Raw genomic sequence first — 16,773 nt, 5'->3', positions numbered from 1 at the left:
AATCACTCAAACCAAATATTCCCCCAATCTTCCGTGCGAAGAAGGGGGATTTTTCTTTTCAGCAGTCGCCATTGCACTTCGCTATGAGGATGGTGATAGCGGGACCATCGCGCGGACGCTACTCCTATACGCAATTCAGGTAATGAGCTTAAAAGTTTTTCTGAAGTGGAAGTGTGACTGCCGTGATGTCCTAGAATCAACACATGGCTTTTTCTAAAAGCTTTTAAAGAACTCCACACCCTTTCCTGCTTCGAGGTCGAATCTCCGGGAATCAAATATTCTTTGAAGGCAACGACATGGCTCAGTTCGTTTGAATTCTTTGCGGCTTTCGGGGACCACAAAGGAAGCTCTGGGCGGGAAGGGCACTCCGAATATTTCGCCAACATCTGCATTTTCCCGCGCGAACTTTTTCCTTGTGGCTTTAATTGAATACAGAAGTTTTCAAAGCGCGCGATCTTCGCGGTTTTACTTAAAGCCCCCACGTGATCCCAATCCCAATGACTTAAGTAAGCGCGATTGTCTTTATTCGCGCACTGGTGAAGAACTTTCGGCCAAGGAAAGAACTCTCCACCCATATCGAAGTGATGACACTCACTGGGCGTTACGGCTGTTAACCATTGCCCCTGTCCCACATTCCAAACAATGAAATACGATCGCGCGGGAAAATCTTGGGTAAGGCTGGCACTTCCTAAAATTAAAAAGAAGATGAAGCCTTTCACGTCAGATCCTTTCCCTGCCAAAGATGCAGACGCAGAAAATGAAAGGCGACATGCCAAAATAAAATCCAACACCACAGAAGACGAATATCAGGAGTCGTGCGTGTTGCGAACTCAATCGGCTCTGACAGCACAAAAAGAACGGAATGAAAGTGATCCATAAAAAAATCAAACAGAAATACCAATGACGAAAACACCGAAACCAGAAAACTCAGAGGCAGAAGAATGTAGGAAACGACAGGCGCTAAAAATAAATTATAAAGAATGCTCAAAGGATGAAGACTGCCTATGCCCCAAAGTGGCGCACTCATAAAAAAGAAAATCGAAAACTGTGTTAAAAATCCGCGCGCCCAAGAATTCCTAACACGCAGCACATCAGGAGCCGTCAGCGCCAAAGCCGCGCACCAGCTCATCAGGAAAGACAAAGACTTCCACCAAGCGGGGAATAGTATCAGCGCCAGAAACCCTGCTAGGAGCACGCAGAGGTCTTTAGGAAGAAAGATGCGAGAGCGCTGAAGAAGACGACGACTGCACATGCCTAAAAGCGCACGCACGGCCGGCGCCTGCCAACCAATAACGATGGAGTAAAAACTCATAAAGAAAAATCTTACATAGAATGGAATTCGCAAAATGCTTAAGAGTTCATCAAGTAAAAGCAGGTGAGAACCAGAGACAACGAAGATGTGAATGAGTGAAGTCTTGCGCAAATTTTCGCGCAAATCTTTGTCTGTGATTTTTTCGCCACAAACAAGAGAGTTCAGTGCATTGAAGTGTTGTGAGTCTTTCGGAAGATTCTGTGAACATTTTGTCTGAATTTCTTCACTGAAAATTGATGTGTTCGTTAGCAAAGTGGTTGGAAGTGGTGTGCTTAAGCTCAAAGCAAGAAGAAGAAGAACAATCATGGTTACAAGTAGTTAGCAAATTTAATGACGCACCTAATTTCTAAAATGTTCTGTCATTGGGTCCGCGCGTCTCCTGAGGTCGGATTTTAAGATCTGAAATTTACAGGCTTAATTACGTCGCTGTAATCGTATTTTAATTAGTATTATCATGTATTTAAGTCATGCTTAAGGAGTGTGCATTTCGCTGAAACCCTTGAAAATGAACAGGTCCAAGGTCTAGCATTACAATAACTCAACATTTTATGTGGATAACTCCTGCTTGTTTGCACTTCTCAATGCGTGTCATACTGATGAAAGATCACGAGGTGTCGAGAGATGAAGCAACTTAGACTATTAGCAGCAACGGTCCTTGCGACCCTTCCTTTGACAGTATTAGCAAAGCCTGGAGCATCTTCCCAAAAGCTTTCAGCGAAAGAACTTCAGCAAGAGTCTTTGCTGGTGGAGCTGACAGGAAAAGACATTTCTAAAGAAAATGACATCACACTCTATGCTGAAATGGTAAGCGCTTACCAGAACGATGATGAAATTGCATTTAAGAGTCGTTTGCAAAGCTTGCTTTCAAGATTTCCGCAAAGTTCTTACGCGGACAACGCTCTGTTTTTAGCGGGTCGCATGGCCGTAGATCACAACAATTTTGCGGAAGCGGTGAAGTATTTCGCTCGCATCGAAAAAGAATATCCTCTCAGCAATAAAGTGGCGGCGGCGAAATTCGCAAAGGCCATGACGTACAAGCGCATGAACTTGCCGGAATATGCGCTGATGACTTTGAAAGAAGTGCGCACGAAGTATCCTGGCAGTCCGGAATCTTTCCGTGCTGACGCTGAAATCAGAATGACGAAATAAGAAATTCACTTCGCAAGGACGCAAAAGTGATGAAAAAAAAGTTCTCGGTTCTTTTAGCTATGATTTTTTGTGCGCTTGTTGCACAGGCGCAAGACACTCCCCCTGACACTACTTGGGAGTCAGATCCTTTGGATGTGTTAGAACCTCAACAACCACAAGAAACAGTGGAACCGACAGTTCCTGAGTTTAAAGAAATTGATGAGTCTGGACAATCTGCCGACACTCCGGCGCCGGATATTCCTGCTGAAGACATTTCTACGCCAGCAGCAACGGATTTGCCACCTGCAACTCCGGATTCAGCGCCAACCACTTTTGGAACAAGTGAACCAGATTACTCTCGCGAAGCCGAGTTCCACCGCATTTACAAAACCTACAATGAACAACCGACGCCGGTAGAAGCTTGGGAAAAAGCCGTCGGTGCTCGTGAATCAGAAACCTACCAAGTTCAAAAAGGGGATACGCTTTCGGGCATCTCGACAACTTTCTTTGGGGACCCGTTGTTCTGGCCAAAAATTTGGTCTTTGAATAAAGGGCAGATTTTAAATCCTCACGAGATCGATCCGGGAATGAGCGTTCAATTCTTCCCTGGCAGCATGGATGATGCGCCGACTTTGGATGTTGGCGAAACCACTGTCATCGATCAAAAAGCAAGTAACGGAAATGCGGAGGCCGCAGCTTCGGGTTCGACAACGGCCGGCGCGACAATCCCACGCGCACGTAAAAGAACGCCGCTTTTAAAAACCCTTCCGCAAAGTTTACCTCAATATCGTATGGGTGCTTTAGGCGCAGCAAAAGTTCAGCTGCAAGTGGAGCTGCCAAAGACTCAGTTCCCCACGGCCCTAGAAAATCTTGAGTATTATATTCAAGACACGCCCGCTTACGGCGCGGGTGTGGTGACCGCGGCAGAGCTTGATATGAAAACGGCGGGTGAACACCAATACGTCTTCGTCCAACTTGAAAATGGTGGTGGGGCGAAAGAATACGTTGCACAAAGAAATGTCGGTACAGTCCCAGATCCAGCGCAAAAAGGTCGCATGGGTCACATGGTTGAAATTCAAGGCGAGATTGAAATTCTTGAGCGCGTGAATGATCAGAAAAATATTTATCGCGCGATCGTTAAAAGATCTCTGCAGCCGGTGCAAGTCGGCGCGATTTTAACGCCCGGAAAGCTGCCTGTGATTGATCCTTCTCCTGGAGCGGTGAGCTCGGGCGTGGGTGCAAAAATCATGGGTGGTCACTTCGAGGCGAAAAGAAAACTTTTTGGTTCAAACTCTTTGGTGTTCTTAGATGCAGGCACCAATCAAGGGTTGCAGGAAGGCCAAACTTTGGCGATCTTCGCGGATGAGCGTGTTCGCAATAAAAAGAATGAGGCCTTAACGAACGACCGCGTGATCGGCACAGCGAAGATTGTGAAAGTATCTGGAAACTTCGCGACAGCTTATATCACAAAAGCTTCTGAGGATATTTTGTTAGGTGACTATGTGGGAAGTGCCACGTCGCACGCGACGAATTATACGGAGCCTGTCGCGGCACCTAGCCAAACTGAACCGGCAGTGGATCAAGATTTCGAAAAAGATTTTGAAGATGCCCCGGCAGCGACACCAGAAGGCTCACCGGATTCCGGAAGCGACGACTTGGACCTTGAATTATAGCGAAGTTAAAAAGCCTCTGCAGATTGCAGGGGCTTTTTTCTTATGAACGATCTTTATTCTTTATCGCAAATCATTAAGTCTCATCCTCTTTACACTCTTCAAAAAGATTCTATTTTGCATCTTTATCGCACTTTAGGTGGCACGGGGCGCCTGGATGCCGAAACCTTGATGGAGGAGTTAAAGCTTCTTTCGCCAGAGCTCTTTACGGCCTTACAAAAGAATCACACGCTTTTTAAAAATCATTGCGAAGAAACGGTGAAGTTAAAAATGCAGGGTGTGCAGATGGTTTGTTACGGTGAAGCTCTTTATCCTTCTTCTTGTTATTGGATGGAAGAGCCACCATTAACCTTAAGCTTTATCGGATCACCGGCCTGGCTTAACGAGCGCACCTTGGCCGTCGTAGGCAGTCGTGAGCCGACTTTTGAGTCGATGCAGTGGATGGAAAAAGAGTTTGCGCCTTTTTGTGAAAAAGAAAAACCGTGCATAGTGAGTGGAGGCGCGCGCGGTATTGATCAAAAATCTCACTCGACAGCTTTGCGCAAAGACACGACAACGGTCGTCGTTTTGCCATCTGGCTTGGGAAATCTGTACCCTGCAAACTTACAAGAGTGGCTTTCGCCGATTTTAAATCGCGGAGGTTGTTTCGTCAGTGAATACGCCTATGAACAGAAAATGCATAAGCATCTTTTCCATCATCGCAATCGTTTGATCGCGGCACTAGGTCGCGCGACTTTGTTGGTTGAGGCCAAAAAGCGCAGTGGAACACTGATTACGGCGCAACAGTCTTTGCAGTTGGGGCGTCCCGTATGGGTGGTGCCTGGACACCCCTTAGATCCGCACTTTGCGGGGAGCCTGGAATTGTTAGTGGACGGTGCATTGTTAGTCCGCGATGCTCATGATTTATCCATGCACTTTGGCGTAGAAATCGGGAATTCAAAGTTGCCGTCGGCACCGATAGCAGAGCCTGAAAACACCCACCACTACCGGTAGTATGTCGTCTAAGTTGCCAAAATTGTTCAGAAAAAAATGAAATGATCTAAAAAAATCTTTTGCAAGGTCGAGGGAATGCCCCTACCATTTGATTTAAGGGAGGGGCGATGTGGTCAAGGATGACCGTGGTAGTATGGATGCTACTGCATCGCTCTAATTTTCGACCGCAGCCCTAATTCCAATTTCTTCTTAAAGCTTCCATACCTAAAAGAGCAAAAATAAAATTCGGAGCCCAGATCGCCACTGGCACAGGTAAACTTCCTGAGCGCGCCATACCTTCAGCCGCGACGTACAACGTCCAATAAAGAATGATAAGGCCGATACAAAGAATCATTCCCCCGGCTTTCGCCGCACGACGGTTGGTGGTCGTACCAAGCCCCACGCCAATCATCGCAAAGACCACGCACAAAAAAGTAATGGCCAAGCGTTTGTGATATTCCGTGCGCAATGTGCGCTCCAGCTCTTCGTCTTTAAGATCTTCTTTAAGGCGACTGCGAACTTCGTTTAAAGTTAAAGACTGTGGAGATTTCTTTTTCTCTTCGATATTCAAGGGCTCAGAAAATCGGACGTCGTAAGTGTCAAAGCTGATCTTCGTGTGAGTTTTTGCCTGACGATGAATTTCTCCGTCTTTGAGGCGCAAAAGGATGTCGTGGCCAGGACGTTCTTTGTCGGGGACGATCTCGCCCTCTTTAGAAATAATCGTCAAAGGCACATCACCGGTTTTTTCGTCGTAAATAAAGACGTTTTTCAGAAGGCCCTTATCTGAATTCACTTCGTTCGCGTAAACGACCATGTCAAAAAAACCTTCAGAAAAGGTTCCTTCTTTGATCACCGCGCCGGCTTTGGTGTTGGCAAGGCGCGAGTACAAAACTTCAAATTGACGATTCCCCCAGGGGGCAATGTTGAAGGACATTTGAGCAGAGATAGCTCCGACAAAAAGAGATAACACAATCGCTGGCAAAAGCAGGGTTCCCATCGGGAGACCGGATGCTTTCATAGCGACGATTTCAGAGTCTTGGCTTAATCTTCCATACGTTAATAGCACCGAAAACAGAAGAGCCATAGGGAAGAGCACCGGTAAAAGCGAGATCACGACGTAGCCGATAATTTCCGCGATAGTTTTCAGAGTCACACCGTGGACGAGGGCGAATTCGGTCAGACGTAAAACCTGAAACATGAGGATGATCGAAATAAAGACCATCAGTCCTAAAATGAAGCTGGGAAGCATCTCAAAAAAAATGTACTGCGCAGCTTTTTTCCCGTGAAAGATACTCAAAAGCAGTCTCCGTTGTGAAGTCCCATTGTAGTCCGCCGAATTAAAGGAGTCATCGCGTCCATCGTCTAGTACAGTTCTAGGATTAGTTTCTACTGCGTTGCAGCCTCCTCGACGTATTAGCAATACGCCTTCGTCGGTGCGCCTTGTATAAACTAATCCTAGAACTGTACCACTTGAGGCTGTTTGTCTCTGCGATATTGACCCGATCCATTGCATATCCGACAATAGATGTATGAACAAGATTCTTTTGGTGTACGAGGATTACGCAGATCTTATGTCTGTTGAGTCGACTTTGAAAAAAGTGGGCTTTGATGTCATTGGTCTTTCCAGTGAGTATGCCATCGCAGAACAGATGCTCGCATTCAATCCGGATCTTGTTGTTGGAAACGGCAAGGGCGGAAAGGTCAGCTCTTTGGGTGTTGGCAAACGCTTGAAAGAGATGACGCGCTGGCAGGGAAAGTCAGTGCTTATTTTTCCCGCAAACTTCAAACCCAATCCTCAAGAGTTGATCCGCATTCGCGTGGATATGATTCTTGAAGCGCCCGTGGCACCTTTAAGACTTGTCCAAGTGATTGGAAAAATCTTGGGGCATGATGAAGCCGTTCTCTTAGAGCGCTTGAATAAAGCCATGCATGTGGAAAGCCCGCAGAAGACTGGCGGCAGCAGTGTTGTCGGCGGTAAAACCGGGACTGAAAATGAAGCTATTTACGTCAAAGGCGTTGTTCCGGATGCGGCCCCCGAAGGCTCTAGCGATGCCTCTTTGCAGTCAGAAAGAATTCAGGAAGAGTCTCAACAGTTTCCGCTAAGTCCCGAAGAAGAGACAAAAAAATTCTCTTTTAAGTTCGGCGATCGCATGTCGGAAGCCTCCTCTGAAAAGACGTCGGCAAGCAGTGAAGAATCGGCGTTCCCCGATGTCGATCTGAAAGCGTTAGAGCGAGAGCTTTTAGGCGGAGGAGCGCCCGAAGTTGAGCGCGTTGATGTTCTTGATAACACAACGGCGCAAGAAGACAGTGTGGCGGTGTCGGGCTCTGCGGATGTAGATCCTGAAATTCAAGCTAAAGCTAAAGCCGACCTGCAAAAAGCAGAAGAAGGCCTGAAGGACCGTGTCTCTAAATACAGCAATATCGTTGCGGATGTGAAGGTCTCTCCGAAAAGTACGGTGACCCGAGTTGAGGCGCGTCGACGCCAAAGAGAGCTTGCCACTCATTGGGATGGCCAAAATCTGAGCGATCTCGATAAGTTACGCCAAGAGTTTGCCAAAGCGCTGTTTAAAAAGTAATTGCCCCGCGCATACCTTGACGATAGACCTTTTGATGTTCAAATTAGTAAGAGAATATTACGGAGGCCATTCATGGGCACATTTACGAAACCTGTCACTGACAGTTCATTTGAAACAGAAGTACTTAACTCGTCAACTCCCGTCCTAGTAGATTTCTGGGCTGAGTGGTGCGGACCTTGTCGTGCACTAGCTCCAAAGCTTGAAGAAGTCGCACAAGAGTTGGGTCAAAAAGTAAAGATCGTAAAGGTGAACGTTGATGAGAACCCAGGGACTCCAGGTAAATATGGAATCCGCGGGATTCCGGCAATGTTGCTTTTCAAAGGTGGCAGTGAAGTAGGTCAACTTGTTGGCAACCACCCTAAAGATGCGATCTTGGATTTCTTGAACAAGAACGTTTAATTTCCTTTTACAGAGTGAAGTAAACAAAAACCCTGCTTGTAAAAAAGCGGGGTTTTTTTATGTTAAAACCTCGTTAAATTTCCCCTAATGTCCGCAACCATTGCATCTTGGTAAGATTTAACTTGCTGAGCCGTCCAATTGGACAAAAGGCAAAATGCTGGCTATCTTTGAAGTACTCACATAAGGTGAGAGTATGCAGGGGTTAGAAATGTCTATTGAAGTTGTTGAAGTTCGCCAGCAAGATGTGGCTTTACTCGTTGAGAAGTTCAAAGCTGCATCTCAAAAAATCTGTATGATGTTTGCTACTGAAGGAGTCTACAGAAAACCCTATATCGATGGGTTGCCTCATTTCCGAGCATGCTCTTACGAAAAAATGCAAGAGATCGTGACTAGCATCACTTTCTTCAAAGAACTTTGCGAAGAACAAATTGCTGAAGGTTACAAGTTGAAGGACAACTCGAGCTTCGTGTGGAGAGCTTTCCGTAAACTGGACTTCGTTCCGCGCGCAGATGTTTTCAATCACATGACGGATGAAAATCTTGTCGAGATCTATTCGGTGGATAACAAACAGCTTTATCGCAATTTCAAATTCTTTGAATGCTGCTCTTACACTTTGGAAGAACTTTACTCTGTCGAGTGGTGGAATCTTTACGAGCGCAATGCTGCAATGACGATGAAGATTTTCGATCTGGGTGTCAAAGTAGCCACAGGTGAAATTCCTGATAGCTATACTCCTGATATCGAGCCGCATCTTCTAAAAGAAGTGAAAGAAGACGGACAATCATTCATGCAACAAGTGAAGTTGATCAGTCCTTTGAAGCGCAACAGACGTGTTGAAGGTTTGTTGGTGATTGAGACCGCAGAACCCGTTAACAACTAGTTCTTAAGTTTTAATTTAGAAAAGAAAAGGCACCCGATGGGTGCCTTTTTTATTTCAAGCTTATGAAGTCAGCTTAAGCCGCTTTACGCGCTTTCGATTTACATTGCTCTGCCATTCTTTCCACCATGCGAGAGTAAAGAACCGCCGATTGCAGCATGTTCTTCGCGATATAGTCGCAGTCTTTTTCGCTTAATAGCTCTAAGAATTTCTGACCCTCTTCATAGTGATCCTGATCGACGACCGCATGCACTCTTAAGTGCACCGTCGCTTTTTTTCCGTAGTGTTTCTCAAGCACCTCTAAAAGCTGCGGTCCATGAAATTTGGCCGCCCCTTCAAGTAAGAAAGCATACCCGCAGAGCGAAAGTGGATTTTCAAACTCGATCCAATAATACTGCAATTGACGAATCATTTCAGTCTCTGGCAGTTCGGGATACTGTGCAAGTTTACCGCCCATGTTTTCTAAATCCTTTAAAGGCATGAAGTCATGGTTCAGCTCCTCTTGGATGTGATGAAGCATGGCATAGTGGTGATCCCGATCATCCACTGGAAGGCGAGCTGCCGACAGAGCTAAAAATTTTGTCGTGTGGCGAATCAGATAATAAGTCTGCGCTAACCAGTTTTTATAAAACTCTGGATTATCCCACGGGCAGTCCATGATTTTGTCACCCAAGGCTTTGATTTCGCGATCCATGATCGTAGCTAACTGTTTTTTCTCCATACGTCCCTCATTTGGTTTAAGTTGAAAAATAACTAAGCAATTTTTAAATGGCGTTTTTTAACAGGCTGATCACTGATGAGATCAGTGTAGTTGATTTTTGCATTCCAAAGCTCGGTCACCATTTTGGCTAAAAAAGGATCCGAAAGTTCTTTGGTTTCGTGTTTTTTAAGGAACAATAGCTGACACGGGTATTTCCCGCGCATGATTTCTCCCATCGGACGCATACCGAAGCGCTGGGCTTTTTCATGAATTTTATAATCCATGCGGGCGACGGCGAGCAGGCCATCCCATGGTGAGGCCTCAAAAGCTTTCATACTTAAGGCGCTAATGATGTCAGCGACTTTAAAGCCCGGCTTGCTGAGTTGATAGGAGGTGTTCACTCCCAAGTACTCCAGCGACATATAGGTGTGGGCTCCTTCGGCCTGAAACTTTTTAACAAGTTCAGGCGTGAAGGGCTCCATATATCGATGTTCTAAGTGCGAGCTCGCGCGATCGTCGAACACGCTGTACATATGGAAGGCTAAGACCTCGTCCGTTTCCATATCTTTTAGGCAGGTGATGACCTCATTGCGATAGAAGTCATCCGTGTGCAAAGACTCAAAGATTCCGTCATAAACTTGTTTCCAAGTTTCATATACCTGATTGGTGAGTTTCGCTGTTTCGTCAGTCAAGATGCGCGGGTTGAACAGATAGTACTGATACTTCATGAAATTCCCCCAAAATGTGCAGATAGAAACTTTTCGGGAGATCCTAATTTTCTTTGAAGAGTGAATTTGATACGTACTTAAATTTAATGTTTCCGTACTTAATTGGTGCGTATGAAAAATGGAAATTTTCAAAAAGTATTAGGAGAGAAAACCGCTTTTCTCTCCTAAGTTAGAACATTAGTTGGATGCGACAACCATGTTTGCGCTATTAGAAAGCTTTGCATAGATCTCGCCGTAGTTTTTCATCACGCGAGAGTTGTATTCTGCAGGCTTCATGTTTTTCGCAAGAAGACGGCGTACATTCAGTGGTCCCATGTTATAGGCGCTCACGTATTTAACCGCTTTTTTGTCAAACTTTCCACGAAGGTAGCTCATGTAAGCCAGACCGATGCGGATGTTGGCAGAAGGATTTTCCAATGTCTTCTTGCCATTCCAAGGAAGTTTGAACTTTTTCGCAATCCACTCTGCTGTATCCGGTTTGATTTGCATCAAACCGATTTCACCAAAGCGACCCAAAGCCAACGGATTAAATTTACTTTCTGTTTTGATCACTGCCAGAACAAACACAGGGTCTAAATTGTGTTTCGCTGCTTCAGTAATAACAGTGCGAGAGATATTGCGTGCTTGGCCTTTCCAGCGCGGAGCCAAAGAGCTTTGCACTTTATCGTAAATCATTTCATTTAAAGTCGCAGTGCCTTCTACTTTTTGAGCGCTGCTACCTTTATAGTCTGAACCTAAAAGTTCTTTCGCGTGCGAAATGCGAGAAGCTTCATTCACGCTTTCGATACCGATCTTGTTCACGGCAGGCCATTGAACGAAATCGAAGTTATTAAAAAGAACCAACGTGAGCGTTGCGGCTGCTATCACTTTTCCTGTATTGAGATGTTTCGTTTTCATAACCGCTACCTCCTGATGTAAGTAGGTAAGTTCAAGGGTCATGCCGTCGGTGTAAGCTTTTGTTTTTCTTGGGTTCTTAGAATGAAGCACCTATTAGAGTTGATTGGTTTGAGCTGGCTTAGAGGGGTGTCAACCAATGTGTTGACGGTGTCTGATCATTGGTTAGTCGTTCTAGGACGAATTCTCTTTTCGAGGCGTTCTTGGTGAGACGCTTCGTTTGCCGTGGGGTTCGCTTCGGGCGACGGCTTTGGGTTGTGGGAGGGGCTTGCTGGCTATCGTCTCTTCGCGAGGCACGCCATCCGGGCTCAATCGCCGCCGCACTTTGTGCGGTTCGCGCATCCTGCGCCGGCGAAGGCCTCGCTTCGGACGACATCCAGCAAGCCCCTCCCACAACCCAAAGCTGTGCTGATGCAAATGTCATCGCTTCGAAAGCTCTTGAAGATTGTTTGATTGAGATTGCTTATTTGACTAGTTGGTCAGCGCGTTTTTATTGGTTGTGGATTTGAAGCTTGAACGAATTTTAATTCGTGTTCTTGGAATTGGAAAAATGAAAGCTAGGGTGGTCGATGTTGAAAGGCTTAACGGAGATGTTGAGATGAAAACGGAAGATGTTTTTTGTTGTTCAGCGCGGTTCGTTTTGGAAATAAAAAAAGCCCTTCTGTTGAAGGGCTTTTTTGTTTTCTTTTTAGAATAGATATCTTCGGTAGGCTACGCTGCTGACTATTCCTAGGCCGGCCATTGTGGTTAGCATGGAGGAGCCTCCGTAGCTGAGGAGTGGTAAGGGGACGCCTACGATGGGGAGGAGGCCTATGACCATTCCTATGTTTACGAACATGTGCCAGAAGATGTAGCACAGGACGCCGACGGTTAAGAGGGCGCCGAATTTGTCGCGGGCGTTTGTTGCTATTCTTATTCCTGTTATGAAGAGGAAGGCGAAGAGGCCTATGACGGCGATACTTCCTACGAAGCCGTGTTCTTCGCTTAGTACTGAGTAAATGAAATCGGTGTGACGTTCAGGAAGGAATTCTAGTTGGGATTGAGTTCCTTTCATGAAGCCTTTTCCGAAGAAGCGGCCGGAGCCTACGGCGATTTTGGATTGGATGCTGTTGTATCCTGTTCCTCTGGGGTCACTGGCTGGAGACAGGAATGTGAAGATACGATTTTTTTGGTAGTCGTGCAGGACGAACTTCCATGCGATAGGCAAGGCAATGATTCCTAGGACGATGATTGTGGCTAGGATGCTCTTTCTGATTTTTGCAAAGATCAGCATCGATCCGCCGATCGCGGCTAGCATCATCGCGGTTCCTAAGTCAGGTTGTTCAACGACCAAGCCGAACGGGATTAAAAGGGCTATCAAAGGTCCGATCAACTCTTTCAGTCCCATGCCGGGGCCATGAGTGTTTCTGGTAGCTAGGATTTTGGCCATCAACATGATCAATGCTAACTTCATGGTTTCTGAAGGCTGATAGCGGAAGAATCCAAGGTCAATCCAACGTTGAGCTCCTAAGGCGACTTTACCGAAGAAGGTTACATAGAGGATGGCTCCAAGATTGAATACGTAAACGACCAGCGCGATCCTGCTGACGACGGAATAATCTAATAATGTCACGACCAAGAACACAGTCCAACCTACCGCCAACCACATGATTTGCGAGATGAACAGCGAGGCCACGTCTACCGTCGTGGGGCCATGGGTCGCACTGTACAGGTTGATAAGGCCGATCACATTCAACGCCAAGATGACGATGATTAAGTTGATATCTAATTTTTTGAAGAGAGTTCTCTCTTCAACGTGTAACGACGTAAACACCCTTATTCTCCTTCTGCAGGTTCAGGGATGGGGCCGGTTGGAGCTGTGGCGCGTTTTTGCCCTTTGGCTTTCAGCGCGGCTTCAATCACCTCAGGATGATATTTTTCAAAGTAAGCTTGCACGATATCGCGAACAATCGGAGCCGCTCCCGTACTTCCGTGACAAGAGTGTTCTGCTAAAGCGGCAATCGTAATTTCTGGATTGTCTGCCGGAGCGAACGCTACGAACCAACCATGATGGCGCATGTGAATCGGGCGGCTTTCGCACTTTGCATAGATTTGATCTGCCGAAAAGCCCATGACCTGCGCCGTGCCTGTTTTACCAGCCATCTGCACGCCCGGAACTTTCCAGTGTTTCGCCGTTCCGCGATCACCGTTGGCCACGCGACGCATACCTTCTTTCACGACTTTGAAAGTCTCTGGAGAAATATGCACGCCATTTGGCTGAGTTTGTTGAAGATCGCGCACCACTTGGGGGAAATTTTCGCGCAAGACTTTTCCATCCTGATCGATGATCTTACGAACTAAGAATGGCTTAACAACTTTTCCTTCAGTGCCGATTGAGTTGTAAGCAATCGCCATCGACAAAGGTGTCACATTCACGAAACCTTGTCCGATCGCGGTACTTAAGTTTTCACCCGGTTGCCATTCTTCACCGACCGTGGCTTTTTTCCACGCAGAGTTCGGCATAGTTCCAGACACTTCACGAGAAAGTTCAATGCCAGTTTTTTGACCGATACCTAAAAGGCTGATGTAGTCATACATTTTGTCTACGCCCAGCGCGATACCCATCTTATAGAAGAAGACGTTCGAAGATCTTTCCAGAGCTTCATACACCGTGATGTTACCATGACCGCCTTTTAAGTGGTCATGGTAAGGACGGCGTCCAAAGTAGAATACACCCGGTGCGCTCACGATCGTTGTCGGAGTGATCACTTTTTCTTGAAGTGCCGGCACCGCCACCAAAGGCTTAAATGTCGAACCTGGAGAGTTGTGATCTTGAATAACTTTGTTACGTAAGGGTTTAAACGGATCGTTGATCAAACGCGACCAAGTCTGAGCCGAAATCCCTGTCGAGAACTCATTCGGATCAAAAGACGGAGTGCTGACCCACGCCAAAATTTCGCCATTGGTTCTCATCGCGACGACCGCACCGATACGATTCAAAGCCATGAAAGATTTGAAAGCGGCTTCTTGAATATCGCGGTCAATAGTCAGGACAGCGTTATTACCGTGAACCGGAATCAAGTCTTTGATTTGTTCACCGTAAATATTCGGAGTCTGGGTGACAGTTTCACGTCCGTGGGCATCGACTTGAATAAAGCTGACACCATCTGCGCCGCGAATGTCTTTTTCCAGGGTCTCTTCCAAACCACTCTTACCGATGATATCACCTTGTTCAAAGAGCAGCGTGCCTTTGTAAAGCTCGTTCAAAACGGGAAGCTGACGTTTAGAGATCTCACCGACGTAGCCGAAAAGTTGTGCGCCATTATCTTTAAGAGGGTAGTAGCGCACGATGGATTCGCGGATCTCAAGGCCCGGCGTATCCAAACGCATGCGTTTAAGACGGAAGACTTCTTCGCGGCTTAAGTTTTCTTTCAAACGAATTTGTGCAAACGGTCCGTTTTGACGACGGCTTTTTGTCACTTTCAAAACGACTTTGTCAGGCTCCATGCCTAGCACGGGGCCGACAGTTTTAGAAAGCTCTTCCAGGTTCTCAATATATTGAGGAGAAAGAATCGCTTCAAAGCCTGGCAGGTTTTCCACCAGAACTTTTCCGTCACGGTCCAACATCAATCCGCGGGGAGCGGTGATCTTGTTCTGTTTGATACGATTTTTTTCCGAGAACTCACGCAACTCATTTCCTGAGATCACTTGCAAATACCACAAGCGGATCGAGAAAATAGTCAGAGCAAACGCAATAGCGATGTAAAAGATTTTATACCGGCTGTGGTACTCTTTTGCCTCATCCGGATTACTTACGTAAGTACTCATAACTCCAATCCCCCAGGCTCGTGCATCAATTCATCCTGAGTGATCTTGTCGATTTTTGCTAAGATCCAGTACATCGGAAAGGCAAATGAAGGAGTAAGAACAATCTGTACCAAGCGATCAACAATCTCGAAACTCGCAGGATTTTTTTCTAACACCATCGAAGAGAAGAAGTAAATCAGGTGATAGGCGACGGCTGAGAATCCGCACATGATTGTATAGTATCCGGAGCCACTCCAAAAGACGCGTGTTTTGATGGCATAGACCAAAGTGAAGAGGATGACGGAACTAATCCACATCATCTTTAAAGGCATTGCTGTGAACGACAGCAAAATGAAGCCCATCGCGTAAACGGTGAGGATGGCCGGGAACGGTTTGCGATAAAGGATCACATATACGATCAAGTTCAACCAAAGTAGAGGGGAAGGGACATTCCCAAAAAGTTCAAACCAGAAAGTTGTTTGTAATCCCGCTACCAAAATTAAAACCGCAAATAATACGAGAAAATTCAGAATAGCATTCCAGCGGATCTTCACTGTGGTTTCTCCTCTGGCTTTTTCGGAGCTTGTGCCGGAGTTGCCGCCACAGAAGGTTTCACCGCAGGCGTTGCTGCGGGTTTTACTGCCGGACTTGCAGCGGGCGTCGGTTTTGCTGTCGCCGCAGGGCTTGCTGCTGGAGCTGCCGTTGCCGCATTAGGCTCAGCCGTTTCGCCTTCGGTGGCGGCTTGAGGAGCGTACTTGTCTCCGAAATCTTCAGCCGCGGCAGAAAGAACGACAAAAACCTCTTCGACCTTATAAGGGTCGACAACTGGACGCAGATCCACTTTCAAACTCACACTGAAAGTTTTCTTTTCGACGGATTCAACAATCGCCACCGGGAAACCTTTTGGGAAGATATTATCTAAGCCACCCGTGACGACCATGTCGCCTTCTTGTACGTCTTCAGTGCGCTCTACGTATTTCAACTGCAAGGTGCTAGTGTATTGGCTTTTACCTTCGACGATACCGCGTGCGCGTGTTCTTTGAATCAAGCCATCCACAACCGCGTAACGATCAGTGATCAACATGACGTGAGAAGTGAAAGGCTCTGGTTTAAAGATGTAACCTAGAACACCACCGGTGGTGATGACGGCTTGACCCGCTTTCAATCCGTCGTTAGTTCCCTTGTTGATGGTGACCGTGTTGTGATCGATAACCAAGTCGCGACCAATCACTTGGGCCGCCATCAAGCTCATTTTCGTTTGCTCTTTAAATGTCAGCAAACCGCGAAGACGATCGTTCTCGAGCAGAAGTTCGTTCATTTTTTCTAAACGCGCTTGCAACTCGTTGTTCGTGCTTTTCAATTCTTCACTGTGTTTTTTGATATTGATAAGATTGACGTACATGGCGGTTGTATCAGTGACACCATGACTGAAGCCGTAAAAAGTTTCCGACACGGCGCTAGCCAACATCGTAAATGGTTTCGAAAGCCAGTTTGATTCCTGAGGTCTTTGCTGCATGTTGATAGAGATCAGTGGCAAAGCCAAAACAATCCCGATCATCACAAGTTTCTTGAGATCAAAGTTGAAAAAGTTCAAAGGTTCCCCTCTATGCTGTGTATGGTTACCGCGATTTCTGAAAGTGCGTCCTCGTGGTAATATTCAAACGCTAGTCAAAAGAACCAATTATTTCAACAATTTCCCCTTGAAAAAATGCAAAATTCGTTGGGTAATGG

16 protein-coding genes are annotated in these 16,773 nt (G+C 46.3%); 6 read left to right on the top strand and 10 right to left on the bottom strand.

Translation table 11 applies throughout. The annotated features are described in order from the left end of the window. Positions 1 to 2: 2 nt before the first annotated feature. Together AZI85_RS03015 and AZI85_RS03010 are read right to left on the bottom strand one after the other, a co-directional pair. Positions 3 to 719 (bottom strand): hydrolase, encoded by a 717-nt coding sequence (locus AZI85_RS03015; RefSeq protein ID WP_253720809.1) that lies wholly within the window; start codon positions 717 to 719, stop codon positions 3 to 5. Beyond that, positions 716 to 1,618, bottom strand: coding sequence for a ComEC/Rec2 family competence protein (locus AZI85_RS03010; RefSeq protein WP_063242701.1), 903 nt, complete (start codon positions 1,616 to 1,618; stop codon positions 716 to 718). The genes AZI85_RS03015 and AZI85_RS03010 overlap by 4 nt, the downstream gene beginning before the upstream one ends. Before the next feature lie 315 nt (positions 1,619 to 1,933). Between AZI85_RS03010 and AZI85_RS03005 the strand changes: the two genes are divergently transcribed. From AZI85_RS03005 to AZI85_RS02995, 3 genes are read left to right on the top strand one after another with little or no spacing between them, the layout of a single operon-like run. Beyond that, positions 1,934 to 2,461 (top strand): tetratricopeptide repeat protein, encoded by a 528-nt coding sequence (locus AZI85_RS03005; protein ID WP_063242700.1) that lies wholly within the window; start codon positions 1,934 to 1,936, stop codon positions 2,459 to 2,461. A 29-nt stretch (positions 2,462 to 2,490) separates the two neighbouring features. Beyond that, the gene (locus tag AZI85_RS03000) at positions 2,491 to 4,113 is read left to right on the top strand and encodes a LysM peptidoglycan-binding domain-containing protein (RefSeq protein ID WP_063242699.1); all 1,623 of its coding nucleotides are present in this window, start codon (positions 2,491 to 2,493) and stop codon (positions 4,111 to 4,113) included. Positions 4,114 to 4,155: 42 nt separating this feature from the next. After that, on the top strand, positions 4,156 to 5,103 hold the full coding sequence (locus AZI85_RS02995; RefSeq protein ID WP_063242698.1) for a DNA-processing protein DprA: 948 nt from the start codon (positions 4,156 to 4,158) through the stop codon (positions 5,101 to 5,103). 172 nt (positions 5,104 to 5,275) lie between these two features. On the opposite strand, the gene lptF is transcribed toward AZI85_RS02995, so the two are convergent. Then, entirely contained in the window at positions 5,276 to 6,379 is a 1,104-nt protein-coding gene (gene lptF / locus AZI85_RS02990; RefSeq protein ID WP_063242697.1) for an LPS export ABC transporter permease LptF, read from the bottom strand. Between the two features lie 232 nt (positions 6,380 to 6,611). Between lptF and AZI85_RS02985 the strand changes: the two genes are divergently transcribed. From AZI85_RS02985 to AZI85_RS02975, 3 genes are all read left to right on the top strand, one after another. Then, entirely contained in the window at positions 6,612 to 7,658 is a 1,047-nt protein-coding gene (locus AZI85_RS02985; protein WP_063242696.1) for a hypothetical protein, read from the top strand. Positions 7,659 to 7,730: 72 nt separating this feature from the next. After that, the gene (trxA, locus tag AZI85_RS02980) at positions 7,731 to 8,057 is read left to right on the top strand and encodes a thioredoxin (RefSeq protein ID WP_041874691.1); all 327 of its coding nucleotides are present in this window, start codon (positions 7,731 to 7,733) and stop codon (positions 8,055 to 8,057) included. A gap of 208 nt (positions 8,058 to 8,265) precedes the next feature. Beyond that, positions 8,266 to 8,937, top strand: a complete 672-nt coding sequence (locus tag AZI85_RS02975) for a hypothetical protein (protein WP_155723903.1) — start codon at positions 8,266 to 8,268, stop codon at positions 8,935 to 8,937. Between the two features lie 73 nt (positions 8,938 to 9,010). On the opposite strand, the gene AZI85_RS02970 is transcribed toward AZI85_RS02975, so the two are convergent. From AZI85_RS02970 to mreC, 7 genes are all read right to left on the bottom strand, one after another. Next, positions 9,011 to 9,655 carry an iron-containing redox enzyme family protein gene (locus AZI85_RS02970; RefSeq protein ID WP_063242694.1) on the bottom strand — a complete coding sequence of 215 codons (645 nt, stop codon included), beginning with the start codon at positions 9,653 to 9,655 and terminating at the stop codon, positions 9,011 to 9,013. Positions 9,656 to 9,687: 32 nt separating this feature from the next. Next, complete coding sequence (locus AZI85_RS02965; RefSeq protein WP_063242693.1) at positions 9,688 to 10,362, bottom strand: hypothetical protein; 675 nt, start codon at positions 10,360 to 10,362, stop codon at positions 9,688 to 9,690. A 177-nt stretch (positions 10,363 to 10,539) separates the two neighbouring features. Continuing rightward, on the bottom strand, positions 10,540 to 11,259 hold the full coding sequence (locus AZI85_RS02960) for a lytic transglycosylase domain-containing protein (RefSeq protein ID WP_063242692.1): 720 nt from the start codon (positions 11,257 to 11,259) through the stop codon (positions 10,540 to 10,542). A 685-nt stretch (positions 11,260 to 11,944) separates the two neighbouring features. Further along, positions 11,945 to 13,069: a rod shape-determining protein RodA gene (gene rodA, locus AZI85_RS02945; RefSeq protein WP_063242689.1), complete on the bottom strand. Its 1,125-nt coding sequence runs from the start codon at positions 13,067 to 13,069 to the stop codon at positions 11,945 to 11,947. 2 nt (positions 13,070 to 13,071) lie between these two features. After that, positions 13,072 to 15,063, bottom strand: coding sequence for a penicillin-binding protein 2 (mrdA, locus tag AZI85_RS02940; RefSeq protein ID WP_063242688.1), 1,992 nt, complete (start codon positions 15,061 to 15,063; stop codon positions 13,072 to 13,074). After that, positions 15,060 to 15,596 (bottom strand): hypothetical protein, encoded by a 537-nt coding sequence (locus tag AZI85_RS02935; RefSeq protein WP_063242687.1) that lies wholly within the window; start codon positions 15,594 to 15,596, stop codon positions 15,060 to 15,062. The genes mrdA and AZI85_RS02935 overlap by 4 nt, the downstream gene beginning before the upstream one ends. After that, positions 15,593 to 16,636 (bottom strand): rod shape-determining protein MreC, encoded by a 1,044-nt coding sequence (gene mreC / locus AZI85_RS02930; protein WP_063242686.1) that lies wholly within the window; start codon positions 16,634 to 16,636, stop codon positions 15,593 to 15,595. Before mreC ends, AZI85_RS02935 begins: the two co-directional genes overlap by 4 nt. Positions 16,637 to 16,773: the final 137 nt, after the last annotated feature.

The organism is Bdellovibrio bacteriovorus (assembly GCF_001592755.1).
Lineage (GTDB): Bacteria > Bdellovibrionota > Bdellovibrionia > Bdellovibrionales > Bdellovibrionaceae > Bdellovibrio > Bdellovibrio bacteriovorus_E.
This window is presented reverse-complemented; position numbering and strand designations above follow the sequence as displayed.

Excerpts from the sequence above, each read along its gene's own strand:
- AZI85_RS02965 (WP_063242693.1), bottom strand. The coding sequence starts at position 10,362 with ATGAAGTATCAGTACTATCTGTTCAACCCGCGCATCTTGACTGACGAA.
- AZI85_RS03010 (WP_063242701.1), bottom strand. The coding sequence starts at position 1,618 with ATGATTGTTCTTCTTCTTCTTGCTTTGAGCTTAAGCACACCACTTCCA.
- mrdA (WP_063242688.1), bottom strand. The coding sequence starts at position 15,063 with ATGAGTACTTACGTAAGTAATCCGGATGAGGCAAAAGAGTACCACAGC.
- AZI85_RS03005 (WP_063242700.1), top strand. The coding sequence starts at position 1,934 with ATGAAGCAACTTAGACTATTAGCAGCAACGGTCCTTGCGACCCTTCCT.
- AZI85_RS02975 (WP_155723903.1), top strand. The coding sequence starts at position 8,266 with ATGTCTATTGAAGTTGTTGAAGTTCGCCAGCAAGATGTGGCTTTACTC.
- AZI85_RS02960 (WP_063242692.1), bottom strand. The coding sequence starts at position 11,259 with ATGAAAACGAAACATCTCAATACAGGAAAAGTGATAGCAGCCGCAACG.
- AZI85_RS02995 (WP_063242698.1), top strand. The coding sequence starts at position 4,156 with ATGAACGATCTTTATTCTTTATCGCAAATCATTAAGTCTCATCCTCTT.
- trxA (WP_041874691.1), top strand. The coding sequence starts at position 7,731 with ATGGGCACATTTACGAAACCTGTCACTGACAGTTCATTTGAAACAGAA.
- AZI85_RS03000 (WP_063242699.1), top strand. The coding sequence starts at position 2,491 with ATGAAAAAAAAGTTCTCGGTTCTTTTAGCTATGATTTTTTGTGCGCTT.
- AZI85_RS02985 (WP_063242696.1), top strand. The coding sequence starts at position 6,612 with ATGAACAAGATTCTTTTGGTGTACGAGGATTACGCAGATCTTATGTCT.
- AZI85_RS02970 (WP_063242694.1), bottom strand. The coding sequence starts at position 9,655 with ATGGAGAAAAAACAGTTAGCTACGATCATGGATCGCGAAATCAAAGCC.